The sequence below is a fragment of the Bacillota bacterium genome (assembly GCA_023511485.1).
GTDB lineage: Bacteria > Actinomycetota > Aquicultoria > Aquicultorales > Aquicultoraceae > CADDYS01.
This window is the reverse complement of record JAIMBH010000001.1, coordinates 116,368-141,823: the sequence shown is the minus strand read 5'-3', so window position 1 is coordinate 141,823 and position 25,456 is coordinate 116,368. Positions and strand designations below refer to the sequence as shown.

Below are 25,456 nucleotides of genomic sequence, written 5' to 3'. Positions count from 1 at the left end.
GTGATACAAATGGAAGTAAGTTCGGCAACGCAAAAAGCATTAGGCTATGGCCAAAGCTATCTTGGTGCACCATCGACTACGGGGGAAGGCCTTGGCAAGAACAGCTTTTTACAGCTGCTCATCACCCAGATGCGTTACCAAGACCCGCTTGAGCCTGCAAAGGATACCGAGTATATCGCTCAGCTTGCGCAGTTTAACGCGCTGGAGCAGATGCAGAACTTAAACGACAAGTTTGACCGCATGTTTAGGTGGTCACAGATGACCCAGGCCAGCAGTTTAATAGGGAAACAGGTCGAGGGGACCGTCCCGCTGGGGGTAGATAAGGATGGAGATGGCAAAATCGATACCTCAAGTGTCTCAGGGACTGTATCAGAGGTAAAGTATGAAGATGGTGAGCCCATGCTTATTGTTGGAGGGCAAAAGGTAAAACTTGCCGATGTAGCAAGAATCTACCAGTAAGGCCAAAGAGATTAAGTTAAACAGCCGATAACTAGGCAAAAGGAATAATATGGCAAGGAAGGAGGAGCAAAGTGACAGATAAGATATTCGCGCCGGGCAATCAACTGAAGCCTAACCATGTAAAGCCGGTAGAGCAAAAGAAAGTTACGCAAACGCAAGCAAAAAAGCAGGCTGGGCCGTCCTTTAAGGATATTCTTGCCGGTGAAATGCAGGGCGTGAAGTTCTCGGCCCACGCACAGGCCAGGCTTCAAGCGCGAAATATCAAGTTAAGCGAGTCTCAGCTCAACCGGATTCAATCTGGTGTAGAGAAAGCTGCAAGCAAGGGAGCACGCGAGTCCCTTGTACTTATCGATAACTTGGCTCTCGTGGTGAGCATAAAGAACAAAACCGTTATCACGGCGGTTGACGACAAAAACATTAAAGAGAATGTTTTTACCAATATTGATAGCGCCGTGATCATGTAACCGTTTAAAGAACTGGACCTCTCTAGAGGAAGTTCGTAGTTGCGGATTGACCGAAGCAACTAGGATATCCAGTTCACCATGGGGCTAACTTACAATTAATTTAACTACGAATGAAGGTAATTAGGGAGGTAGATGCGCTATGATGCGCTCAATGTTTAGTGCGGTTTCTGGTTTAAGAAACCACCAGATAAGAATGGATGTTATTGGAAACAACATTGCTAACGTAAATACGGTTGGTTTTAAGTCGAGCCGTGTAACGTTTCAGGATATGATTTATGAGACTATAAGGTCTGCAAGCGCCCCATCGGCAACTCTCGGTGGCTCAAACCCGCAACAGGCCGGCCTTGGTATGATGGTCCGCTCGATAGATACACTGATGACCCAGGGGTCGCTTGAATCAACTGGTAAGGCAACCGATATAGCCATCCAGGGTGACGGTTTTTTTGTTCTGGATACAGGCCAAGGCCAGGTGTACACTAGGGTTGGCGCGTTTGATCTTAACTTAATGAAGGACCTGGTAGACCCAGCAACAGGATACTATGTGATGGGCTGGATGGTGGATAATAACTCAACAAAGCCGGGGCAGATCGATACCGGTATGGATCCAACCCATATTAACGTTCCGGTAGGGCAATTAAGCATCTCTCAGGCTACAGGCCGCGTTACTTTTACAGGCAATCTTGATGCTGATGCATCTCTTGGTACCACCGCAACCACGACACGCCAAGTGTATGATTCTCTAGGCGTAGCCCACTACCTGACAATAACCTTTACAAAAACAGCGGACAACACATGGCAGTATGACGTTTTGCCGCAGGCTGGTGATACTATCGTTCTAAATAGCGGCGACACCGGAACAATCACATATAACCCAGACGGCACGATTAATACAGGCGGAACGCCAACATTAAATGTCGATCCGGGTGGCGGCGCAGCACCCAACCAGGACATCGTACTTGATTTTACTAAGACGATCCAGTTTGCAGCGAACAAATCCGATGTTAAAGCCGAATATCAGGATGGCTTTCCGATGGGTGTTCTTGAGAACTTCTTCATCGGCGTTGATGGTACTATTACCGGCACATTTACAAACGGCATGAACAAGCCGCTTGCAAGGATTGCCCTTGGCATGTTCGGAAACCCAGCGGGTTTAATGAAGTCAGGCCAATCAATGTTCAGGCAATCCAATAACTCCGGAGAGCTTCACTACGGTGCTCCGGCGGAAGGTGCGACCGGAACCCTGGTAGCTGGCTCACTAGAGATGGCAAACGTTGATCTGTCCCGCGAGTTTACCAGCATGATCGTCACGCAGCGCGGTTTTCAGGCCAACTCGAGAATCATTAGCACGTCTGATGAAATGCTTCAGGAACTGGTAAATCTCAAGCGGTAGTAACGGCCCATTGGTAGGCTAAAATTGCCATATCAACGGCTAAAGTGGCATAGTTTAACTCAAATAGGGGCTTCCATAGAAGCCCCTATTTTACTTTATTTTTGCTAAGGTAGAGCTACCAATCTGCCGATAAAAATAACCGTAAGAAAAAGTTTAGCTTTTAGTATATACGCTGCCAGGAATTACGGTAAAAAGATCATTTCGGGGTAAATTGTGGTAAAACTTACGCGTCTTGACGGAAGCGAATTTACAATTAACGCAAATTTAATAGAGGTCGTGGAAGCCAATCCAGATACTGTAGTAACTCTCATCAATAACAAGAAGTTTATGGTCAGGGAAACGCCCGAAGAAATAACAAAAAAAGTGGTCGAGCACTATCAGGAAGCAGGTGGCCCAAGGCTTATAGTATATACAGACCATGCCTGCCACACAGAGGAGCATAAAGCATCTTAGCATCTTCGAACCATCCTTCAAAGAACTATCAAAAAACACTAAAGCACCAGTAAAATTTCATTCATTATTAAAGCCACACGTGCTTAATATTTAGAAATCTGCAAGGGGTATGTTCATGGCGGAAGAAAAAGCTGTAAGTAAAGTAAACGAAAAGGAGATTATAGAAGCCGAACCGACTGAGTCTCAAAAAGAAGGCAAAGCCGGCAGGGGTTCTGGTATGATTTCTAAATTAAGGATTTTTAGGATACCTATCCTGATTATTATGGTGTCTGTCCTGGCGGTTGGGAGTGCTTTAGTTATAACTAAAGTCGCTCAGGGTAATGCTGCTACAAAGAAGGAAGAAGAGCAGGCCAAAAAGAAGGAATTAGGAAAATTTATTACTCTTGACCCGTTTACAGTTAATCTTGTTGGCGGTCAAAATTACCTGCAGACTGCGATAGCTTTTGAGATCGATAGCAAAAACACCGAGCTTGAGAATGAGCTAAAGGAAAGAAAGCCACAAATCAACGATAAAATAATAACAATTTTGTCATCTAAATCGATGGATGATATCTCGGATACGGCAGGAAGAGAAAAGCTTAAGATTGAGATTAAAAAGGCGGTAGACTCTCTACTTGGCTATGGTAAAATTGAACGTGTCTACTTTACAACGTTCATTATGCAGTAAGAATCTTACCATAGATATAGTAGGAGTTTATTATGGCCGGAACGCTTACACAAGAGGAAATTAATGCACTTTTGTCTACTGCGGGGCAATCGGAGAGCTTTGAAGAAGAAGCTTCGGCGATGCCTTCCAGTGCAAAGCATGTCCGCATCTACAACTTTCGGCATCCCGACAAATTCTCAAAAAGCCATCTAAGCACGATGGAGTTGATCTATGAGGGCTTCTCGCGTCATCTTAAAACAGCTCTATTTGTCTATGTTCGCCAGAGTATTAATTTCAGTCTTGCTTCTGTAGAACAGCAATCATTTGAAGAGTATGTCGAATCACTTCCAACTCCAAGCTCTTTGATTACTTTTAAGATGAAGGGTTTGCCTGGAAGTGCAGTTTTAGAAATAAGCCCCGAACTTACTTTTCTTATTCTGGATAGACTGCTCGGTGGCATGGGAGACCAGCCGACTAAGGTTAGAGATCTAACCGAGATAGAACAGGTTATCATAAGAAAGGTTGCCGAGAGAATATTAATGGCTTTCAGGATGGCCTGGTCAGAAATCCACGATGTTGAGCCATCGATAGAGTCGCTGGAGACTAACCCTCAACTGCTACAGGTTGTACCTCCAAACGAGATTGTAGCTATAGCAACCCTTGAGGTAAGGATAGGTGAGGCCACCGGAGCCATGAGCATCTGTCTGCCGTATCTTACCCTTGAGACAATCATGCCGAAGCTTACCAGACAGGTATGGTTCTCGGCAAAGTTTGAACATAAGAGCAACGACAATGCTGAGAACAGGAAGATACGCGAAAATTTAAATCAGGTGCAGCTGCCTGTTTCAATCGAATTAGGACGGACTAAAATAAGTGTCAAGGACTTACTTCAACTAAAGCCGGGCGATTCGATTCAGCTGGATACCCCGGCCAACCATGACGTTCGGGTTTTGGTTAATAACAAAGTTAAGTTCTATGCCCAGCCCGGAATAATTGGAAAGAGGCTGGCAGTAAAGACCACTAAAGTAGCTACTTAAGGAGTTGCCCTATGAACGACGAAAAACCAGATGTAGTAGAGCTCTCAGAAATAGAAAAAAGCGCAATTGGTGAGATATGTGATTTAATAACGGCATCTTTTGCCAAGGCTCTAGGAGATAGGCTTAGCGAAAGTGTCGGCATGGATTCCTCAACGGTCAATGCATTAGAGCTTTCTGAAGTCGCTAATATAGTTGCTACTCCTGTCTTACTTGTCCAGCTTACCTGCCGGCAGGCAGTAGATGGTAGCTTCTTTATGTTCATAAACGGAGACGGCTTGCCTAAAATCTTTGATCTAGCGATTCCTGATGATGCTAAGGAAGTTGGGGCAGACGATGAGGTTATCCTTGAGGGCCTTAAAGAAATTATCGGCGGTGCTATATCTGAGGCAATGGTAAATATTTCGCAGGGTATGGGGTATGATATTGATTGTTCTATAACCGATATAGTCGTGCTGCAGGATGCATCAGATTTTAGTAGCATTGGCTTTTTGTATCCAGATGGCAACCTTTTAAGTGTGGTAACTGGGCTTAAACTACCAGACGGTGCTGTTGACACAGGTTTTCTGCTTCCAAGCGATTTAAGCAGGCAGATGATCGGTATTTTGCTTAGCGACCAATCGGCTGCTGAAGCAGGTTCGCCGGGAATACAAAACGATGCGGGCGAAAGTGCTCTTGAAGCACCAGAATCTGACTTTGGGCAGAATATTGGGCTTGAAGAAGACGAGGAGAATTATAGCTCAAGCATAGAGGAATCACCCCGGGTTCGGGAGGTTCCACAGGGTACGCAGCCGGCAAAATTTGGGACACTGGATGCTGGAAATGCTGCAAGCGGCAACAATAACATATCACTCCTACTGGACGTAATGCTTGATGCCTCCATTGAACTTGGCAAGACACAGATGTCGATAGAGGAGATTCTAAGGCTATCAAAGGGCTCTGTAATCGAACTTGATAAATTAGCGTCAGAGCCCGTTGAGTTCTTGGTCAACGGCAAAGTTATAGCGCGTGGAGAGGTTGTTGTCATCGATGATAACTTCGGTATAAGGATTACTGAAATATTGAGCCCTAGGGCTAGGCTTGAGAGCATCTAAAGATTAAGAAATTAAGGTTGCAGGTCATGGTCTTTAGATTAAAGACCAGGTTTGATACAAATCTTTAGCCATACATTTTGCCAGTCACTATTTAACCAGACACCGTTTGAGGCATAATTTTTTGAAATCTTATACAGGTTTTACCTGCGTATGCCGATATCTTTACATGAGGAAGGGCTCAAACTCTCATCTGAAAGCTCTCCTTCAGGGTTTCCGGTTTGTCCTGCTGCCGAGCTCTTCCTCCCCCTATTTATCGATCGCCGTGTCTATTTTCTAACTCCTAGGTCTATATTTTTACCGGCACCCTCTCTGTTTGCTGATTCAGGCTTCCAAGAGCACATAAATCCTGTAGAATAATAATTGCAGATATTTGCAGGAGATTATATTGTTAGCCGTAGGGGTAAACCGGTGGGCTCTGGCATAAAAGCAAGAATAACCAACATAGCGATAATCTTGCTGGCAACATTTTTTTGCCTTTCTGTGCTCCTTATTGCACTTGCCCTTATACTTGATAGCCAGGTTAAAGGGTCTGATGTTAGCAGGCCTGAAAACAGGTTCTACCCTGAAAAGAGAAGTTCAGGTGGCGGCAAGCAGGTTGGCCTAAAGGAGAACGCCGCAGCGGGTTTCCCTACCAGCATATCAGGTTATAGTATGATTGCGGAGAGCATCGAAGGCCAAGTCAGTATGCGTACTTATATGCCAACGGACGGGGGAAGCAAAATCGAAACTTTTACCGCTACGATTAGCCAATATGGAAGCGAAACAGAGGCGGCAGAAGCTATCTATCAGTTAAGATATACTTACTGGCAGGGACGTCAATTGATATGGCTAAATGGAACGATGTCTAGTTTTGGGACAGATACAGATACTTATGCTGCAATCGGATGGGCGGAAGGGGACCAGGCGGTTGTAATTAAAGCCAGGGTGAAGGCCGGCAACTCCCCCGGGTCGCTCCTAGCCCCACTTTTAGATATCGCTCGCGAATTCTAGCGTAAGATACCCCTCTAGTAAGGGCTGTTATCTTCTATTAAACCAATCCAGTAACTAGGAATTATTCGTTGACTTAGCCTCAGTGCTTGACTAAAATAGTTAGTAACAATAATTGCAATCTTAGTGCGTTTATAGCCGATGAGCAGGAGAGATACATTGGCAAAAGAGAATTTTATGGGACATAAAATTAAAAGTTTTACCATTATATTCCTCATCACACTTGCAATTATCATCCTTTCGATCATCGGGGTTGTCCTTGAACAGGGCTCTAAAATTAAGCTTTGATTAAGGATTAACACGCCCAGAAACAAACCACTTCTTCTTTCAATAGTGCTATTTTTCGCAAAGAGCGTAAAAAACCGCAAAAACTACTGGCATAATTTGCCATTATGTGGTAAATTAGAATTGCCAACTATTTAATGGCTAGCCTGTTTGCGCGTAGGCTGGAGGTGCGTGATGAACGTATATAGTCTTCACGATAGAAGAAAAAACTCCTGCTCAGACCTAAGGAAGTGTCCGGCAAGCCATTATCATAACTGCAATGCCTATAAAGAGGGACTGAACTGCTGGGAAGTAGTAAATGTACCTTGCTGCAGAAGAAACGATAAGACACGCTGTACTTCTTGTACGCTTTTTTATGCCAACAAGATTGGCAGCACCGAGCAAGTGTATCCGCGCACAATTTCTAACTAATTTGTAAGGTTAAGAGAACAGCCGCTTGCAACATTCCTTCCTTTTATGTGTTCGATTTTTAATCAAAATGAATCAAATTGGCAGTACTAACAGGAAGCGAGGATATTTATTTACTATCTGCTGCTTGCTTTTTTCTAACTTGCTATACTAGGAAACACATAGAGAATTCTAAAACCTTTGGAGGCTGAACTGGAAATATTTACAATATTCTGGACTGCACTGGCTGTTGCACTTACCGGCGCAATGATGCCCGGACCGCTTCTTACAGTTGCTATAAATGAATCGGCCAGGAGAGGTCAGCGTGCTGCCAATATGCTTATAGTAGGCCACTCAGTACTTGAACTTGTACTCGTCGCAGGTCTTACCCTTGGAATTTTAACAGTTCTAAGTAACCCTATTGCAACTAGATTAATAGGTATAGTTGGCGGCGTTTTCTTGCTATGGATGGGCTATGGTATAAGCAGTGATGCTTATAGAGGGCAGGTCTCTTTGGATTTTAGGCCGAGTGATGGGCAAATAAAAGTAGGTTCAGTTTTCCAGGGGATTACAACAAGTATAGCCAATCCATATTGGTCTTTTTGGTGGGCTACCATTGGAGCAAAATATGTTCTTGATTCACTTAAACATGGCATACCTGGATTGGCGTCTTTTTATTTTGGCCATATCTTTGGGGATTTTTTATGGTATGGGTTGGTTGCATACGCTGTGGTAACCGGGAAGAGGTTTATCACCGATCGCATTTACCGGGGAATTCTCTTTGTTTGCGGTCTGTTTCTGGTTTTTTTGTCAATAACTTTTATCTTTAACCTCAAGATTTTTTAACCCGAAACATATTCAGCAACCGGTGTTTTGACTTATAAATTTACCCGGCGTATCATAAAAAATCGAATCATGGTTGACCATGCGGTAAAGCGCATGGGCTTTATGCTTATACTGTATAGCAAATATAACAAATCGGATTAGGAGGCGCTGTGTCGAAACGTTTGATTTTTCTAGTTACCGCAATATTTTTGCTTGCTCTTGCCTCGTCAGGGTGTTCAAAGCCCGTACCACCTCAGGGTGGTTTTGAAAAACCAATCAAAATAGGCCTGATCTTACCAATGAAGGGAGAACTTGAAAACTACGGGTTACTGTGCAAGAACGCTATTGACCTTGCCGTAGACGACGTTAATTCTAAAGGCGGGGTCCTCGGCCGCAAGATAGAGATTTTTCCGGGTGATGATTCATCAAACGAAAACGTTGCAGCCAGTATTGCTGCACAGTTTGCCCAAGTGCAAAAGGTATCGGCCATTGTAGGGCCCTATACAAATCAATCTGCAATAAGTGCTGGTCCCTATGCAAACAGGCTCGGTGTACCCATGATAGCGATCCGTGCCTCAGAGCCCAATATCACGCAGATAGGGAGTTACGTCTTCAGGGCTTGCTACGTAGATAAATATCAGGGCACCGTATTGGCCCGTTTCACCGAACGTGACCTCAAATTAAAAAAAGCGGCCGCAATCTACAATAGTGGAGACCCGGGCGCCAAAGATTTAATTGATAATTTCAAACAAGAGTTTGAAAAGCTTGGCGGCAAAGTGGAAAGTGTGCAGGTATATGACATCAATGCCACAGATTTTACCGCGCAAGTAAATGAAGTTGCAAAGACAAGCCCAGAAGTTATACTGCTTCCTGATTTTGAAGACAAAGCAGGCCTTATTATGAAGCAAGTAGCGGAGAAGGGTATTAAGTGCACGTTTTTAGGAACCGACCTCTGGAATGGTGAGAACTTGCTTAAGATTGCCGGCGATGTGGCGGTCGGAAGTTATTTTACGGCTCATTTCTCCCCTGAAGACCCCGATGCGAGGGTGCAAGAGTTTGTCGATCTATACCAGTCGGATTATGGAAATAAGCCTGGGCCATCAGCTGCACTCAGTTACGATGCAATATCGCTTGTCATTGAGGCCATCAAACGCGCAAATTCCGACGATCCCAAGAAAATAAGGGATGCACTTGCCACCATCCGCGGTTTTAAGGGAGTTACCGGCACGTTTAGTTTTGACGAAGAGAGGAATCCTAAAAAGGGCGGAACTATTTTAAAACTAGAGAAGGACGCACAGGTATTCGTAAAGCGGATTGATCCGTAAATCAATCGGTATCCTAGGGTACCGTTGAGGTGATGCTCTTGGTCGAAAGCTGGTTTTTCGACCGTGTTTTAAGCACAATCCAAAAGTATCGGATGCTCGAAGCGGGTGACAAAGTGCTCGTTGCGGTCTCCGGAGGTCCAGATTCCGTTGCGCTACTTCATTTCTTAAAGCAGGTCGAAACGGTGTATGGTCTGTCTCTTCACGTTTTCCACCTAAACCACGAGATAAGAGGCAGGGAGGCTGCCGAAGATGCGCAGTTCGTCGCAGGGCTTGCATCTAAGCTTGGGGTTTCGTCAACGCTGATGAGGTTTGATGTGCCGGAGCTGGCAGAGCGCAACAAGCTTTCACTAGAGGAGGCTGCTCGTGAGGCCAGATACCGTTTGATGGGCGATCTTGCAGCGAAAATTAAAGCTAGTAAAATAGCCCTTGGCCATCACGCAGACGACCAGGTCGAAACGTTTTTAATGCGCCTGATAAGAGGCGCCGGGCTTGAAGGGCTGGTATCTATACTGCCGGTGAGAGACCTCTACATCAGACCCTTTATTGAGATAACAAAAGACGATATTTTAGAATATATAAAAGATAACGGGCTTGATTTTCGAATCGATGCCTCAAATGAAGATTTATCGATCTTGCGAAACAAAATAAGGCATGAATTAATACCCCTGCTAACAGATTATAACCCGCAATTTAGAGGGTCTCTTCTTAAAACCATCGAGGTTGTGCGCGAGGACCAATCCCACTTAAATGAATTGACGAATGCCGTTTTTGAAGCTCTGGCCGATGTGGGCAATGAGATTGTGCGTATGCCTATACAGGGACTACTGGCCCAATCCCTGTCACTGAGGCGCCGGCTTGTGCGTAAGTCAATCAAATGGGTGAAATCCGATTTGCGGGGTATCGAGTTTAAGCATGTGGAAGCTATCTTGCGTGGCTTAAGCGAAGTTCCGGCCCGATTTGAGCTTGAACTTCCGGGAAACATTATTGTATTTACGGAATATGAGCAGTTGGTTTTTGCCAAAAAACATTTATTTGCAGCACCAAAGCTTGAAGTTACGGAGTTAAAAATTCCCGGTATCACTTTTATTGAGCCCCTGGGAATTGCGATTGAGGCAGAACACATAAGCCCACGCGAACTTAAGTTTGAGAAAAATGGCAATGTCGCCCATTTAGACGCGGAAAAGGTTCCGCCGAAACTTAAAGTTCGAACCCGCAAACCTGGCGATGCTTTTATGCCGTTTGGTATGGTGGGAGAAAAGAAATTACAGGATTTTCTTGTTGATGAGAAGGTTCCTAGAAGGGAGCGGGATCGGATTCCGATCGTAGTCGGTGATGATAAGGTGATCTGGGTAGCTGGGTTTCGCATTGACGACCGGTTTAAAGTAACCGAAGACACAAAACAAGTACTGGTCTTAAAGCTTAGGCAATAAAAATGGGCTATATTGGTTTTATCCTGGCCCAATTGGTGATATAGAACAAAGAACCAAACAGGAGGAACAATGGAGGTAAATGCAGCCGAGCAGTCTGTAACCGATGATATTAAAGACGTTCTCTTAACATCTGAGCAAATAAAGCGCAGGGTAGTTGAGCTTGGGCGGCAAGTAAGCGAGGATTACAAAGGGAAGGACCTTGTACTTGTAGGCATTTTAAGAGGGGCCTTTGTTTTCCTTGCTGATCTTATAAGAGAGCTTAGCATCCCTGCTGAGACTGATTTTATCGCAATATCAAGTTACGGCTCTTCATCAACAACATCGGGTGTTGTAAGGATTCTTAAAGACCTTGACGAGGATATCGAAGGCAGGCATGTCTTGATTGTCGAGGATATACTTGATAGTGGTCTTACCTTAAATTACTTGACGAAAAATTTAAGTTCGAGACGTCCGGCAAGCTTAGAGATATGTTCGCTTATCGTAAAGGAGGGCAAGCAAAGCGTTCCGATAAAGCCAAAATATGTGGGCTTTACTGTTCCAAGCATGTTTGTAGTCGGCTACGGCCTGGACTTCGCGCAGAGATACAGAAACCTGCCTTTTATCGGGACTCTTAAGCGATCCATTTACGAAAATAATGGGCTATCATAAGAGAAAGAAGCCAGAATCTAGCACTCAGGAGTCAAAAAAATTTTAAGAACTTATCCTAGATTTTTAGCTCTCGGTTTCTTGCTGAAAGGTTATTTGTAAGCAAAGTAAATTAGATGGGCAGTATGCTTCAAATTGTAGATAGGTCGCAATTATGTTAGCATTTTTGTATGAAACAAACGAGGGGGATATTATTTGAAAAGGCTTTTTAGGAGCGCCGGTTTTTGGTTTGTGATCATTCTGGTTGCTGTCATACTTGCTGCGCAAGTATTTAAATCACCGCCGAAACCGGATCAGCTGCAATATACAGATTTTGTAAAGCAGGTCGATCAGGGACACGTTGCGCGTGTAATGATCTTTGACAGGGACCACCGGATCGATGGCGAGTACAAGCCAAATTTCAATAAAGGCGCAAAGTTTACACTTTATTATCCATCTCAGGATCAGACGCTTATTCCAAAGCTGCAAAGGAATAATGTAATTGTTGGCGTTGATCCACAGAGAGAGTCGGTTCTGCTTAGCATTGCCCTGAACTTCTTGCCGTTTGTTTTAATCCTGGCCATCTGGATGTTTATGCTGCAGCAAATGCAGGGCGGCGGCAATAAGGTCATGTCGTTTGGCAAAAGCCGGGCGAAACGGCTTACTAAAGATCAGCCTCGGGTAACGTTTAAGGACGTTGCCGGCGTTGACGAGGCTGTCGAAGAGCTGCACGAGATCAAGGAATTCTTGGCAAATCCGGCTAAGTTCCAAGCACTCGGTGCAAAGATTCCGAAGGGTGTGCTGCTTTACGGCCCACCTGGATCCGGCAAGACGCTTCTTGCAAGGGCAGTGGCAGGCGAAGCTGGAGTCCCGTTCTTTTCAATAAGCGGCTCGGACTTTGTCGAGATGTTTGTCGGTGTCGGCGCGTCCAGAGTGCGTGACCTCTTTGAACAGGCTAAGGCGAATGCTCCGTGCATTATCTTTATGGATGAGATAGATGCCGTCGGCCGCCATAGGGGCGCAGGACTTGGTGGTGGACATGATGAGCGCGAGCAGACACTTAACCAGTTGCTGGTTGAGATGGATGGTTTTGACATAAAAGATAACGTTATACTCATCGCTGCTACAAACAGGCCGGATATTCTTGACCCGGCGCTTTTGCGCCCGGGCAGGTTTGACCGCCAGATAGTTGTCGACAGGCCGGACCTTGCTGGAAGGCTTGGGATATTAAAAGTTCACGTTAAAGGAAAGCCTCTGGCTAAAGATGTCGACCTTGACGTGCTGGCTCGGAGGACGCCGGGGTTTACCGGTGCCGACCTTGCCAATCTTGTAAATGAAGCTGCGCTTCTTGCTGCAAGACATGGCAAAAAGGAGATCGATATGCTCGAGCTTGAAGAATCTATCGATCGCGTGGTCGCGGGGCCGGAGCGTAAGACACGCCTGATAAGCGACAAGGAAAAAGAGATTATCGCTTATCATGAGGGGGGACATGCCCTAGTAGCGCACACACTTGAGAACACCGATCCGGTTCACAAGATATCGATCATCCCGAGGGGCAGAGCACTTGGATATACCCTGCAGCTGCCAACTGAAGATAGGTTCCTGGTTTCAAAAACCGAGCTCACTAGCAACCTTGCTGTTTTTCTCGGCGGTCGCGTAGCTGAAGAGATGGTCTTTGGAGATGTTACAACTGGTGCACATAACGACCTTGAGCGCGCTACAAAAATCGCACGCCAGATGGTCTGTGAGTATGGAATGAGCGAGAAGTTAGGGCCTCTAACCCTTGGACAGAAACAGGATCAGGTGTTTCTGGGCCGTGATTTTGCATCTCATCCAGATTATAGTCCAGAGATCGCTTATGAGATAGATAAAGAAATAAGGCGTATGGTTGATGAGGCGTTTAAGAGAGCTAAGCAGATTTTGACCGAGAAAAGAGCAGTTCTTGACAATATCGCAAAAGCATTGATCGAGAGAGAAACTCTCGAAAAAGAGGAGCTTCAGCGTATTCTCGAGGGTAAAGAGCTGCTTAATGGCGCTAAAGCTACCCCAGAGGGTAAAGCGCATGAAGCTGCTGCTGAGGCCAAGCCAGCCAAGGGAGCAGTAGATATCCCAGGCAAGCTAAGACCAGTTGAAGGCTAATCTTAAAGCTTGATTAATAAGAAAGGCCACCTCAAAGGTGGCCTTTCTTGTCTTTACTTATTCGCAAAAATTCCTAAATATGGCATAATAATAGGGAGAAGCTGGGAGGTCAGAGGCCAGAATCCAGAAGTAGTGCAGCCCTTTAGGGCTGCTTAGTATATCTAAGGCAAAATAAGCTGAAAGGAGCTTATTAATTGGATAAAGAGAAAATCCAGCAGGGGGTTAGGCTAATCCTTGAAGGGATTGGTGAGGACCTTGAGCGTGAGGGCCTAAGAGACACGCCGAGGCGCGTGGCGGCCATGTACGAGGAGATCTTAAGTGGCATGACTCAGAACCCTATCGAGGTTTTGGGTGTAACTTTTGGAGAAGATCATGACGAGATGATTATGGTAAGGGATATCCCGCTTTATTCAGTTTGCGAACATCATATGATGCCTTTCATCGGAAAGGCTCATGTTGCTTATATACCTAGTGAGGATGGTCGTATTACAGGTATCAGTAAGCTGGCTAGAATTGTCGATGTGTTCGCTAAAAGGCTTCAGGTCCAAGAAAGACTTACAACCCAGATAGCTGACGCCTTAGTCGAGGCCCTAAATCCGCTAGGGGTTATGGTTGTTGTTGAGGCCGAGCACTTGTGCATGACGATGCGCGGCGTTAAGAAGCCGGGTGCTGTAACGGTCACATCTGCTGTAAGAGGTCAGTTTAGAAAGCGCACGGCAGCGCGTATGGAGGCGCTTTCGCTGATAAATGGAAGATAAAGGCTGTTCAATATTGCCGGCTACTTGGCTGTATTAGGGAAAAAGATAAGGATGAATCCTAGAGTTATAAATATAGAAAACCACCACGTTGCCGAGGAGGAGCTAAAAAAGCTCAGGGTATCCACACATGGCATAAGAATAATGGCTCCTAAGGCGATCCACCGTGTTATAAAAATATCCGGTATAGATCCCCGCGCTGCAAATATAGTAAAGCAGGAGATGCTCTCGCGCGGCGGGGAGGCTGCGGCTCCCTGGGACCTTTATAAAATGGATTTGCACGAGGTCGATATGATCCTGATGGGAACACTTCGCCAGTTTGATGAGCTGTGCCAGAAACTCTCCTTGCAGCCCTTTGGCTTACCAAAGCTTGCGCAAAAAATAGTAACGGTGCTTAGCAATTATGACAGCAGACCGCCGGTACTAAGAGCAGGTCGGTTTACAATCGATCTCTCTGCAAAAACCCATATCATGGGCGTTTTAAACGTAACACCGGATTCGTTTTCTGATGCCGGTCGGTTCTTTGAGCGGGATATAGCAATTGCTCATGCACGGCAAATGGTATCCGATGGCGCCGATATTATCGATATCGGCGGTGAGTCGACCCGGCCGGGTGCGGAGCCCGTATCTTTGGAAGAGGAGCTTAACCGCACAATACCGGTTATCGAGGCGCTGGCCGGTAAAATTGATATTCCCATCTCTATCGATACCTACAAGCCGGAGGTGGCAAAGATGGCGCTAGATGCGGGTGCTTCGATAATTAACGATATTAGCGGCTTGCGGAATGAAGGCATGATTAAGGTTGCGGTTGAGCACAATGTCCCGGTGATTATTATGCATATGAAGGGGACGCCGCGCGATATGCAGTTAAACCCGTCATATGAAGATGTTGTGGCAGAGATTTGTGACTGGTTGGATAGGCAGGCGGAAAAAGCTGTTGAGTCCGGCCTCGACCGGAACAAAATACTGATTGATCCCGGCATTGGCTTTGGAAAGACAATGGAACACAACTTGCAGATAATAAACCGTCTTGCAGAATTTAAGAGCCTGGGATATCCAATAGTGCTTGGCACGTCACGCAAGGCATTTATCGGCAAGATTCTTGACCTCGGCCCGGAGGAGAGAGTCGAGGGTACGATTGCAAGTGTAGTATATGGCATTACGCAGGGTGCAAACATTGTTCGCGTGCATGATGTAATAAATGTTGCCAGGGCATGTAAAGTAGCCGACGCCATAAAAAGGCAGAAATCTTAAGCGTGGTATATATGGAGCTAGCTTATTTAAGTTTGGGCTCAAATCTGGGCGACCGCCAGGGATATCTTAAAGAGGCGGTACAGATAATAGGGACTACACCAGGCGTAAATATTATAAAAGTTTCTTCAGTTTATGAAACCGAGCCTATTGGAGATGTGCCGCAGGGCAACTTTTATAACATAATAGTTAAAGTTAAAACCGGCCTTTCTCCACATGATTTGCTTGCCCTTGCCCAGAAGGTTGAGGCAAAGCTGGGGAGGCAAAGACAATTGCATTGGGGACCCAGAACAATAGATGTCGATATCATAATCTACAGCGAAGCCCAGATCGACGAGGAAGACCTTAAGGTCCCGCATCCTGAGATGCTAAATCGGGCTTTTGTTCTGGTGCCGTTGGTTGAGATAGAGCCCGATATTGAGCTGCCCGGCAACGGTTTTATCCGCGCATATCTAGATAAAGTCGCAGGGCAGGGCATTAAGAAAATTGGCAGTTTGAACTTGAGGGCAGTATAATATCTTGAGAGTTGCTCAGTGCTACTTAGTGAAGTAGTGCTGCAGAAAGAAATATTAACTGCAGCATTGTCAACTGGCAACTGAGCAACCATTAAAATCGGAGGTTTTTAAGTTTGGATAGCTGTGATCTTAATATGATTAACGAGATTCTTAAGCTTAAGAAAGAAAAAAACGCGATAATCCTTGCTCATAATTACCAGATAGGCGAGGTTCAAGATATTGCCGATTTTGTCGGCGATTCTCTCCGTTTGAGCCAGCAGGCGGCCAGTACAGATGCCGATATCATTGTCTTTTGCGGGGTTCATTTCATGGCCGAGACAGCCGCAATTCTCTCGCCGCAGAAAACCGTTCTTCTACCTGATATAAATGCGGGCTGCCCGATGGCAGACATGATAACAGCGGCGCAACTGCGTGAGTTCAAAGCACTGCACTCTGGAGTGCCGGTTGTAACCTATGTGAACTCTAGTGCTGAAGTAAAGGCTGAGACCGATTACTGCTGCACGTCGGCAAATGCGCTAAAAGTTGTAGAGGCGATCGATTCTGATGAGATTATCTTTACTCCGGACCAGCATCTAGGCTATTACGCTGCGACAAAAACATCAAAGAAGATACACCTTTGGAAAGGTTTTTGTCCGACACATCGCAGGATAACCGCAGCGGAGGTAGTGAAGCAGAAAGAAGCGCACCCAGAGGCTTTAGTTGTAGTTCACCCAGAGTGCTTAACCGAAACGGTTGAGCTTGCCGACGCAGTAGCCAGTACTGAAGGGATTCTGCGGTACTGCAGGGAAACAGATGCCGAGGAGTTTATTATCGGTACGGAAGTTGGAATACTTCACCGGCTTGAAAAAGAAAATCCCGGAAAGAAATTCTACCCAGCATACGAGCGTGCGGTATGCCCGAATATGAAAAGGACTACCCTTGAGAAGGTTTTATTCGCCCTGCAGGATATGGAGCATGTAATAAAAGTACCGGAAGATATAGCAGTGCGTGCAAAGCTGGCGATAGATAGGATGTTGGAAATAGTTTAGCTATCAGCCATCAGCTTTTATGAGACAAGCTGATAGCTGAAAACTGTAGGCTGATGGCGTTTTGAGAAAATGATCCCTAGATACCTAGTTAACTTCAACTCCGAAAAATTAGATAAAGTAAAGACCGATGTCGTTGTTGTGGGCAGCGGCGTAGCGGGTCTTTCTGCTGCATTGGGGATATCTAAGCAATTCGACGTTGCGCTTGTCACAAAGGGTGAGCTTAAAGAAACGGCAACCTGGTATGCCCAGGGAGGGGTGGCAACTGCAATAAGCCCCGAGGATTCTCCAAGACTGCACTTAAAAGATACTCTGGAAGCCGGAGCCGGGCTTTGCGACCAAAATGCGGTCGATGTTCTTGTAAATGAGGCTTCGGATCGCATAGGTGAACTTATCGGGCTTGGAGCCAATTTTGATTGGGATGGTAATCAGATCGGCCTTTCAAGGGAAGGCGGGCATCGTCTTGCACGGGTTTTACATTCGGGAGACTCAACTGGAAGCGAGATCGAGGCGACATTGATAAGGACAGCTAGTGCCTGGCAAAGTGTGCAGGTTTTTGAGCATAGATTTGCACTTGATATTGTAGTGGATAAAGGGCGATGTGTCGGTGTAATCTGTCTTGATGAGCAGTCTGGCCGGCTTGTACTGCACTTGGCAAGAGCAGTTATTTTAGCCTCTGGTGGTGCAGGGCAGGTATTTTCTGTTACGACTAATCCAAAGATCTCTACTGGCGATGGAATGGCTATGGCCTACCGAGCCGGAGCAACTTTGCTTGATATGGAATTCATACAGTTTCACCCCACTGCACTTGATGACGACTCAATGCCGCGTTTTCTTATCACGGAAGCTTTACGCGGGGAGGGGGCATATTTAAGGGATTGCAATGGCGAGCGGTTTATGATTGGGAGGCATCCGTTGGCTGAGCTCGGGCCTAGGGATATAGTGACTCGCGAGATGATCCAGGCGATGAAAAAATGCAATGAAGGCCCGGTGTATCTGGACGCAACACATATTCCGAAGACCACTTTAAAAGAGAAGTTTCCAACAATTTGGAGGCACTGCTTAGAGGCCGGCATTGATATCTCTAAGGACCTGATTCCGGTTCGACCTGCAGCTCACTATACGATAGGTGGAGTAAAAACCGACTTAAATGGGCAGACCGATATTGCAGAGCTGTATGCAACCGGGGAAGTGGCATGCACCGGCGTGCACGGTGCAAACCGCCTGGCAAGCAACTCCCTCCTTGAGGGATTGGTATTTAGCAAGCGCATTATCGACACGATAACACGCAAGCTTATGCTAGAAGAGGAAAGCCCTATCAATGAGGTAAGCATTTGCTACCAGATCAAGAGACCTGAAGTAGATCTAGATATTAAGGAGGAGCGCCGGTGGTTACAGCAGCTAATGACCAGCTTTGTCGGTGTCGTTCGCAGCAAGCAGGGTCTCTCACATGCTATAGCCGAACTTGACAAAAAAGCTGCTATATTGCAGACCGAGTTTTCGGACTCGGCTGGATTTGAGCTGCAGAACATGTTGCTTGTTGCACGGTTGATTGCAAGGTCCGCACTCTGGAGGGAAGAGTCGCGCGGGGTTCATTTCCGGGAAGACTATAACAAACCAAACGATATGTGGATCCGCCATTTAGAGCATCGCATTATGGAGGAAGCCCTTGCAGGATAATATTTTTACGAGCCGGGAATTTGAAAAAGAGGTGGAGCTTGCAGTGAAGCGGGCGGTTGAGGAAGATTTCGGCGAGGCAGGAGATACCACCTCCAAATCTGTGATTGGATACGGTGTTAGCATAAGGTCTGAGATACTTGCCAAAAGCCCCGGTGTGATAGCAGGACTGCCGGTTGCAGAAAAAGTCTTCAGTTACCTAGATAAAAATACGATTTTTTTGCCTTTGGTAAACGAGGGCGACTTTGTTAGCTCCGGCACTAGAATTGCTGAAGTTTCAGGGGACGCACTGGCCATCCTTGGGGGCGAGAGGGTGGCGCTTAACTTCTTGCAGCATCTCTCCGGTATTGCTACCGAAACCCGCATGTTTAAAGAAAAAATTGATAAATATGGAGTCGAACTCCTGGACACGCGAAAGACGATGCCGGGCTTAAGGCTGCTGGAGAAATACGCCACATCGGTCGGTGGCGCGGTCAATCACCGCTTTGGTCTTTTTGACCAGATTCTTATCAAAGATAACCACATTAGAATTGCCGGAGATATAGCAAGGGCAGTAAAAAAAGCAAGAGAAGCTTATCCTGATTTAAAGGTTGAAGTTGAAGCAGAGACTTTAGATGAGGTTAAGGCTGCCCTTGACGCCGGGGCCGACATAATACTTCTTGATAATATGGATATTGAGCACTTGAAGGAATCGGTTGCTATAATAGGGGATAAGGCAATCAAGGAGGCATCCGGCGGCATTACGCTAGCCAACATAGCTGAAGTTGCCGCAACTGGAGTCGATCGCATCTCAACCAGTGCCATTACCCAAGCAGCAAAACCATTGGATATATCAATGGAGATTATTAACTAGTGTTGCAGTTTGCCAGTGCAGCTGTGTCACAGACCATGGGTCTAAATATGTCAAGGTGCCAAAGTTAACAACAAAAGACCCTGGTATATTTGAACCTTGGTACGTAAGGATTGCGATCAAAGCGAGCCTAAGATGAATGAAGCTGCAATCACAGATACACTGATCCGATACTTTAGCAGTTACGGCTATTTTGTAATCTTTGCCGTGCTGTTTCTTGAGAACCTATTCTTGCTGGGGCTGTTGATTCCTGGGGAGACGGTCCTAATTCTTGGTGCAGCTTTTGCCGCACAAAGTCAACTTAATATATTCTATGTCATAGCTACTGCAGTTATTGCAGCAATAGCCGGCAATATTGCCGGCTATTTTATAGGCCGGAAAGGAGGGCGTCCCCTTCTTGAAAAAGTTGGGGAGCGATTTAGTGAGGGTTTTTGGGGCAGGTTTATATCGCCCGAGAAAATTAAGGCTGCTGAGCAGTACTTCGATTTACACGGTACAAAGACGGTGTTTATCGGAAGATTTGCTGCAGGTTTACGTACTTTTATACCGCTTCTTGCCGGTGCGGCAAAGATGGATTTTCCCAAGTTCTTGGCGTACACTGCTGCCGCAGTTATCACATGGACAGTTGGGTTAGGTCTTGTGGGGTTTTTCTTTGGGCGGAACTGGCCGCTAATCAAGAAGCTTTTCAGCAGATTTAGTATACTTATCTTAATACTAATCATCATATTTGTTATCTACTACGTAGTCAGGAGGAGCCGTGAAAAAGCAATCGACTGAAGTAGCAATCATAAAAGCGCTTAAGAAACACGACGGGTATTTATCAGGCGAGGAGCTGGCTAGTGAATCATCAATTTCTCGCGCAGCTATCTGGAAGCATATCAACAACTTAAGGGGAAAAGGATATGAGATCGAGGCGGTTTCAAGGCTTGGCTACAGGCTTGTATCATCCCCAGACATACTCATCCCCGAGGAGCTAATACCGATTCTTAAAACAAAATATATCGGCAAAAGGATTGTTCATGAAACGGTTGTCGATTCAACTAATAATGTTGCCAAAGTTTTGGCGGAAGATGGTGAGAAGGAAGGCACTGTTGTAGTTGCAGAGAAGCAGAGCCGGGGGAAAGGCCGTCTTAACCGTAGCTGGTCGTCTCCGATGGGCGGCATCTGGCTCTCAGTAATTCTGCGCCCCAATATATTGCCAGCTGAGGCTTCAAGATTTCCTATACTTGCAGCGGTTACTACTGCAAAGACCATTGAGACCCTTGGGATCAAGCCTGAGATAAAATGGCCAAACGATATCTTAATAAAAGGCAAGAAGGTCAGCGGGATATTGCTTGAGTTAACTGCACAGGCAGATAAGATAGATTACTTAATCATAGGCTTTGGCATTAATGCGAACTTTAGCTTAAGCAGAATCCCTCAAGATAGCAGGAAGCACGCGACAACCCTTTCTGAGGCTTTGGGCAGAAAAATAAATAGGCGCGAGTTTGTTGCCAGCCTGCTTTTTGAACTTGAACAGGGGTATAACCGTCTTCTTGATGGTGATTGGAAGGGCATCCAAAAGGATTGGATTAGCAGGTGCACGATGCTTCATAAAAATATTTCCCTTAGCATGCTCTACGGAGCAGTCGAAGGCGAGTTTGTAGGTATTGACGATTATGGGTCTATCCGGATTAAGCTGCCAAAGGGCGGTATAAAATCCTTTGCGGCGGGGGATGTCACTGTTAAAAAGCGCTTGACTTAAAGGGCAACTCCTATAAAATTGTAAACCATAATATATAATAGGTTTACAATTAGAAAGGAGAGCACTTTGAACACATCTGCCATGGTAAAAGCAGCGTTAATAGCTGCACTTACTGCTGCAACTTCTCTTATTAAGGTGAGCCTGCCTTTTACAGAAGTTCCCTTGACCCTGCAGGTTTTTTTCTCGCTCCTAGCCGGGGCTACTCTCGGTCCTGCTTACGGTGCGCTAAGTATGCTAGTGTATGTTTTAATGGGAGTAGTGGGGCTTCCTGTTTTCGCTGGAGGCACCGCAGGGTTGGGCGTTCTTTTTGGTCCGACCGGGGGGTATCTTTTTGGTTTTATAGCTGCAGCGTGCATTGTTGGTTTCATTATCTCAAAGGGTAAGGTAAATACCCTCCGACTTACCATAGCCATGGTCGCAGGGGTATTTATTATCTATCTCTTAGGTGTCCTGCAGCTTGCCTTTGTTAATAAACTGGCGCTTTCTCAAGCAATACTTTTAGGGGCTGCTCCATTTATCCTTTTGGACATGATAAAAGCTTTTGTTGCAGCTGCTGTTGCCAGGGGGGTAGGACTTGCAACAGGTGAGCAAGCCGATTAACTTAAGAGGGCACCATCTTCTCTGTATCTACACCTTTGCCGGAAGAGGCTATAGCGATGCGTTTGTGCAGAATATGCACCGTATTGTAGAAGCCTGTAAATCCCCATTTCAGGCTATAAGAATTACCGAACGTGCAGACGATATCTGTGCATGTTGCCCCCACCTTATTGGGACAACATGCACAAAGGCAGAAAAGCGTGTACTTGATATGGATAGGCAGGTTTTGAAAATCCTAAAAATTACCCCTGGAACCGTTTCCGTATCCCAATTTCTTCGTTCAAAAGTTAAAGAGGCTGTGGACAGGGGGTTATTCTGCGCAATATGCACCGAATGCGAGTGGTTTGCATCCTTCTGCAGGTCCACCTATGCGGTTAACCCTGTCGAGTGATTTTTTGGTTCAGTGAAGTTAATTGCGCAAGTTTAAAATTTTTACCACACAAGTATGCTATTTTATTAACAATGTATGGTATATTCTAGTAGAATGCCGGTGCTAATAAGGTTTTTAGGGGATAACTATGGCTCTTAATGATTTAACAATACAGGGAGCCTCAATGGCGCTCGAGGAAGCGATTTTTTCGCGGCGCACAGTTCGCAAATTTTTACCAGACCCTGTGCCTCGGGAGTTGCTGGAAAAGGTAGTTAGGGCTGGTATTGCTGCGCCATCACCGCTAAATAGCCAACCTTGGCATATAATTGTTGTAGCAGGTAAACAGCGGGATGATGTAGTAAAAATAATCCGCAAATTTCCTGCATATCTGGCTGATATCATGGCGCTTTATCCAAAAGAGATGTCTGAGCATATAAGCATGGAGCACATATCCAACTTTGCGAAGAATCTCGGAGGGGCACCTGCTGTTATTTTCATTACTACCCCTAGGAAAATCAACAAGTATGCCCATAAAGTAGATCTGATATCGTGCGCTGCGGTTATCCAAAATATCCAACTCATGGCCTGGTCTTTAGGCTTAGGAACAGTTTGTTTAACATCGGCCTTATGGGTAGAAACCGAAATAATGGCTTTTCTCGGCTTGAAAGACCACGAACTTGTTACCGTAATGCCGATAGGTTATCGTGAAAGCGACCCCGAGCCGACCGCACGCAGTGATGAAAATGTCACGTGGATAGGGTTTTAATTTAGGCTGAGAGATTCACCCGGCTATTCGTTTTGATAAAACTTTAACTACTGCTGAATCGTGAGAGCTTCAACACACTTGCCATACCCTGCAATTGAGCATATTATTTCTTTATCTGCAAAGATATTTTAAGAAGGCGGGTGGTTACTGAATCAGATGTTGCTTGTTATAGACGTTGGAAATACACACACCGTAATTGGCTGCTTTGAAGAAAGGCAGCTCAAGGCAGACTGGAGGATTGCGACAAGCCGCAGGGCAACAGCTGATGAGCTGGCCTTTACTATTTCAAACCTTTTTCAATTGGGCGGCTTTGCCCTTAACGATATAGAGTCGCTTGCAATAGCTTCGGTGGTACCAACAGTTACCACGTCGCTTATTGATATGTCGTCTAATTTATTGAAAAAGGATATCCTGGTCGTAGGCCCCGATACTGACACAGGGGTACCAATTCTTTATGATAACCCGCAGGAAGTTGGGGCGGACAGAATTGCCAATGCTGTTGCCGGATTTGAGATCTACGGTGGTCCGCTAATAATCGTAGATTTTGGAACTGCCACTACATTTGACGCGGTGACTGGGCGCGGTGAATACCTGGGCGGTGCGATTGCCCCTGGCGTTGAGGTATCCTCCGAGGCTTTATTTGCCCGTGCTGCTAGGCTCTGCAGAGTCGACTTGGCGCCGCCGAAAAACGCTATCGGCAAGAACACGCGTGCAAGCATTCAATCGGGAGTTCTTATTGGAGCCGGAGGATTGGTTGATAGAATCATAGAGCGATTTGAGCTTGAGATGGGCCCGGTAGGTCAAGTCGTAGCGACCGGTGGGCTTGCGGGCCTTATAGCTCCGGAGTGTACTCGTGTAACCGCTGTTGACCCGACTCTTACTCTTACCGGTCTGCAAAGGATTTACGAGAGAAACAAAGCATAGGACACACAAAAATTCACTGGAAATTCGCAAGAAATTTAAAACTTTGATTTAGAATAGCAATCAGCCCTCAGCTGTTAGCTTAGTTGGTAAGCTGACAGCTGATCATTGACAGCTAAATTGAAAGGAAGGATATCTGTGTGGAAAACGGTGTTAACTAGTTTCGTCTCGGCGGTGTTGGGAGGTTTATTGGTCTTCTTTGCGATGAATGCGGTGGCGCCTGCAGATACTGGACAGACGGTTAATCTCTCAAAAGTGGTGCGGCAGCAAAAATCGGCAGGAGAGCTTTCTGCTGAAGCTATCTATGAGAATTTTGCGCCGGGCGTAGTTCATATAAAATCGACCTTTACCCAGAACAGATCATCCGATTTCTTTGGTTTTATTATACCTCTGCCGTCACAGGAGAAAGAGGCTAGCGGATCAGGTTTTGTGATCGATAAATCGGGGCTTATTGTAACTAATGCTCACGTAGTTCAGGACTCAAGAGTTAAGGCAAGTAAAATAATGGTTCTCTTAAACGATAAGGATGAAGTTGAGGCAAAGCTTTTGGGAACCGACCCCAGTACCGATATTGCCGTTCTAAAAATTGACCCCGGAAAAAGGAATTTAAAAGTTCTCGAGTTGGGCGATAGCTCGAAACTTAAAGTTGGAGACACGGTTTATGCAATAGGCTCGCCATTTGAACTCAATGGCACAATGACTCAGGGTATAGTCAGTGCGATAAATAGGACAATCGACTCGGCCGACCGGAGGTTTCAGATAAGAGGTGCAATCCAAACCGACGCGGCAGTAAATCCTGGAAACAGCGGCGGACCGCTTCTTAATGCATTCGGTGAAGTTGTCGGTATAAACTCTCAGATTTATACGCAATCAGGTGATTTTGCTGGCATAGCTTTTGCCATCCCGAGCAATACGGTCAAGCAAATTGCTGAGCAAATCAGTAAGAATGGCAAGGCAAGCCACCCATGGATCGGAATTGCTGGGCGGGAAATGGACAAAGCATTTGCTGACCTTGTAAAAGCCCCAGTTGATAAGGGTGTCATGGTAATCCAGGTCATGCCGGGCGGTCCTGCAGATAAAGCAGGACTTAGAGGTTCCCAGGTCGGCATTGACACCGATACAGGAGAGCAATACCCGGTCGGTGGAGATATTATCGTTAAGATAGGCAACGTAAACGTGACTAACATGGATGACCTTCTCGACTTTATCGATAAGCATAAAGTAGGTGAGAAGATACCTCTTGAAATCTATCGCGATGGCAAAAGAATGACCCTTAAGCTTGAGTTAGGTGAGCGCCCTGAAAATTAACAATTTGATACTGTGCCGGCGTGAGCAGTTAATCAACGAAATTTGGTAAGCTGCGGTAGATTAAGGCCTTGCCTCAAAAGAACCATAGCAGTAGGTGAAGAAGGCAAGGCCTTTTTTGTTGAACAATTATCCTGC

General features: G+C 45.8%; 26 protein-coding genes. All 26 read left to right on the top strand.

Annotated elements, in window-relative coordinates:
- The first annotated feature begins 9 nt into the window (after positions 1–9).
- Positions 10–459, top strand: coding sequence for a hypothetical protein (locus tag K6T91_00670; GenBank protein ID MCL6471314.1), 450 nt, complete (start codon positions 10–12; stop codon positions 457–459).
- Between the two features lie 83 nt (positions 460–542).
- Complete coding sequence (locus K6T91_00665; protein ID MCL6471313.1) at positions 543–923, top strand: flagellar protein; 381 nt, start codon at positions 543–545, stop codon at positions 921–923.
- Between the two features lie 139 nt (positions 924–1,062).
- Positions 1,063–2,313, top strand: coding sequence for a flagellar hook protein FlgE (locus K6T91_00660; protein ID MCL6471312.1), 1,251 nt, complete (start codon positions 1,063–1,065; stop codon positions 2,311–2,313).
- A 213-nt stretch (positions 2,314–2,526) separates the two neighbouring features.
- Complete coding sequence (locus K6T91_00655; protein MCL6471311.1) at positions 2,527–2,766, top strand: flagellar FlbD family protein; 240 nt, start codon at positions 2,527–2,529, stop codon at positions 2,764–2,766.
- Between the two features lie 115 nt (positions 2,767–2,881).
- Entirely contained in the window at positions 2,882–3,433 is a 552-nt protein-coding gene (locus K6T91_00650) for a flagellar basal body-associated FliL family protein (protein MCL6471310.1), read from the top strand.
- A gap of 32 nt (positions 3,434–3,465) precedes the next feature.
- Positions 3,466–4,449: a flagellar motor switch protein FliM gene (gene fliM, locus K6T91_00645; protein ID MCL6471309.1), complete on the top strand. Its 984-nt coding sequence runs from the start codon at positions 3,466–3,468 to the stop codon at positions 4,447–4,449.
- Between the two features lie 11 nt (positions 4,450–4,460).
- On the top strand, positions 4,461–5,540 hold the full coding sequence (gene fliN / locus K6T91_00640; GenBank protein ID MCL6471308.1) for a flagellar motor switch protein FliN: 1,080 nt from the start codon (positions 4,461–4,463) through the stop codon (positions 5,538–5,540).
- Between the two features lie 408 nt (positions 5,541–5,948).
- Positions 5,949–6,530, top strand: coding sequence for a hypothetical protein (locus K6T91_00635; GenBank protein ID MCL6471307.1), 582 nt, complete (start codon positions 5,949–5,951; stop codon positions 6,528–6,530).
- A gap of 882 nt (positions 6,531–7,412) precedes the next feature.
- On the top strand, positions 7,413–8,045 hold the full coding sequence (locus K6T91_00630) for a LysE family translocator (GenBank protein ID MCL6471306.1): 633 nt from the start codon (positions 7,413–7,415) through the stop codon (positions 8,043–8,045).
- 149 nt (positions 8,046–8,194) lie between these two features.
- A complete protein-coding gene (locus K6T91_00625; GenBank protein ID MCL6471305.1) occupies positions 8,195–9,349 on the top strand; it encodes an ABC transporter substrate-binding protein in 1,155 nt (384 codons plus the stop codon).
- A gap of 38 nt (positions 9,350–9,387) precedes the next feature.
- The gene (gene tilS / locus K6T91_00620; protein ID MCL6471304.1) at positions 9,388–10,779 is read left to right on the top strand and encodes a tRNA lysidine(34) synthetase TilS; all 1,392 of its coding nucleotides are present in this window, start codon (positions 9,388–9,390) and stop codon (positions 10,777–10,779) included.
- A gap of 69 nt (positions 10,780–10,848) precedes the next feature.
- Positions 10,849–11,427 carry a hypoxanthine phosphoribosyltransferase gene (gene hpt, locus K6T91_00615; protein MCL6471303.1) on the top strand — a complete coding sequence of 193 codons (579 nt, stop codon included), beginning with the start codon at positions 10,849–10,851 and terminating at the stop codon, positions 11,425–11,427.
- 192 nt (positions 11,428–11,619) lie between these two features.
- A complete protein-coding gene (gene ftsH / locus K6T91_00610; GenBank protein ID MCL6471302.1) occupies positions 11,620–13,542 on the top strand; it encodes an ATP-dependent zinc metalloprotease FtsH in 1,923 nt (640 codons plus the stop codon).
- 194 nt (positions 13,543–13,736) lie between these two features.
- A complete protein-coding gene (gene folE, locus K6T91_00605) occupies positions 13,737–14,300 on the top strand; it encodes a GTP cyclohydrolase I FolE (protein ID MCL6471301.1) in 564 nt (187 codons plus the stop codon).
- A gap of 51 nt (positions 14,301–14,351) precedes the next feature.
- The gene (gene folP / locus K6T91_00600) at positions 14,352–15,551 is read left to right on the top strand and encodes a dihydropteroate synthase (protein MCL6471300.1); all 1,200 of its coding nucleotides are present in this window, start codon (positions 14,352–14,354) and stop codon (positions 15,549–15,551) included.
- A gap of 11 nt (positions 15,552–15,562) precedes the next feature.
- Positions 15,563–16,063 carry a 2-amino-4-hydroxy-6-hydroxymethyldihydropteridine diphosphokinase gene (folK, locus tag K6T91_00595; protein MCL6471299.1) on the top strand — a complete coding sequence of 167 codons (501 nt, stop codon included), beginning with the start codon at positions 15,563–15,565 and terminating at the stop codon, positions 16,061–16,063.
- Between the two features lie 134 nt (positions 16,064–16,197).
- Complete coding sequence (gene nadA / locus K6T91_00590; GenBank protein MCL6471298.1) at positions 16,198–17,091, top strand: quinolinate synthase NadA; 894 nt, start codon at positions 16,198–16,200, stop codon at positions 17,089–17,091.
- Between the two features lie 69 nt (positions 17,092–17,160).
- Positions 17,161–18,768, top strand: a complete 1,608-nt coding sequence (gene nadB, locus K6T91_00585) for an L-aspartate oxidase (GenBank protein ID MCL6471297.1) — start codon at positions 17,161–17,163, stop codon at positions 18,766–18,768.
- A gap of 1 nt (position 18,769) precedes the next feature.
- Entirely contained in the window at positions 18,770–19,618 is an 849-nt protein-coding gene (nadC, locus tag K6T91_00580; protein MCL6471296.1) for a carboxylating nicotinate-nucleotide diphosphorylase, read from the top strand.
- Positions 19,619–19,750: 132 nt separating this feature from the next.
- Positions 19,751–20,392, top strand: coding sequence for a DedA family protein (locus K6T91_00575; GenBank protein MCL6471295.1), 642 nt, complete (start codon positions 19,751–19,753; stop codon positions 20,390–20,392).
- Positions 20,373–21,359, top strand: coding sequence for a biotin--[acetyl-CoA-carboxylase] ligase (locus K6T91_00570; protein MCL6471294.1), 987 nt, complete (start codon positions 20,373–20,375; stop codon positions 21,357–21,359). The genes K6T91_00575 and K6T91_00570 overlap by 20 nt, the downstream gene beginning before the upstream one ends.
- Before the next feature lie 81 nt (positions 21,360–21,440).
- Positions 21,441–21,959 (top strand): biotin transporter BioY, encoded by a 519-nt coding sequence (locus K6T91_00565; protein MCL6471293.1) that lies wholly within the window; start codon positions 21,441–21,443, stop codon positions 21,957–21,959.
- The gene (locus K6T91_00560; protein ID MCL6471292.1) at positions 21,943–22,347 is read left to right on the top strand and encodes a DUF1284 domain-containing protein; all 405 of its coding nucleotides are present in this window, start codon (positions 21,943–21,945) and stop codon (positions 22,345–22,347) included. Before K6T91_00565 ends, K6T91_00560 begins: the two co-directional genes overlap by 17 nt.
- Before the next feature lie 127 nt (positions 22,348–22,474).
- Positions 22,475–23,092: a nitroreductase family protein gene (locus K6T91_00555; protein MCL6471291.1), complete on the top strand. Its 618-nt coding sequence runs from the start codon at positions 22,475–22,477 to the stop codon at positions 23,090–23,092.
- Between the two features lie 156 nt (positions 23,093–23,248).
- Complete coding sequence (locus K6T91_00550) at positions 23,249–24,016, top strand: type III pantothenate kinase (protein MCL6471290.1); 768 nt, start codon at positions 23,249–23,251, stop codon at positions 24,014–24,016.
- Positions 24,017–24,151: 135 nt separating this feature from the next.
- Positions 24,152–25,321, top strand: coding sequence for a trypsin-like peptidase domain-containing protein (locus K6T91_00545; protein ID MCL6471289.1), 1,170 nt, complete (start codon positions 24,152–24,154; stop codon positions 25,319–25,321).
- Positions 25,322–25,456 lie beyond the last annotated feature (135 nt).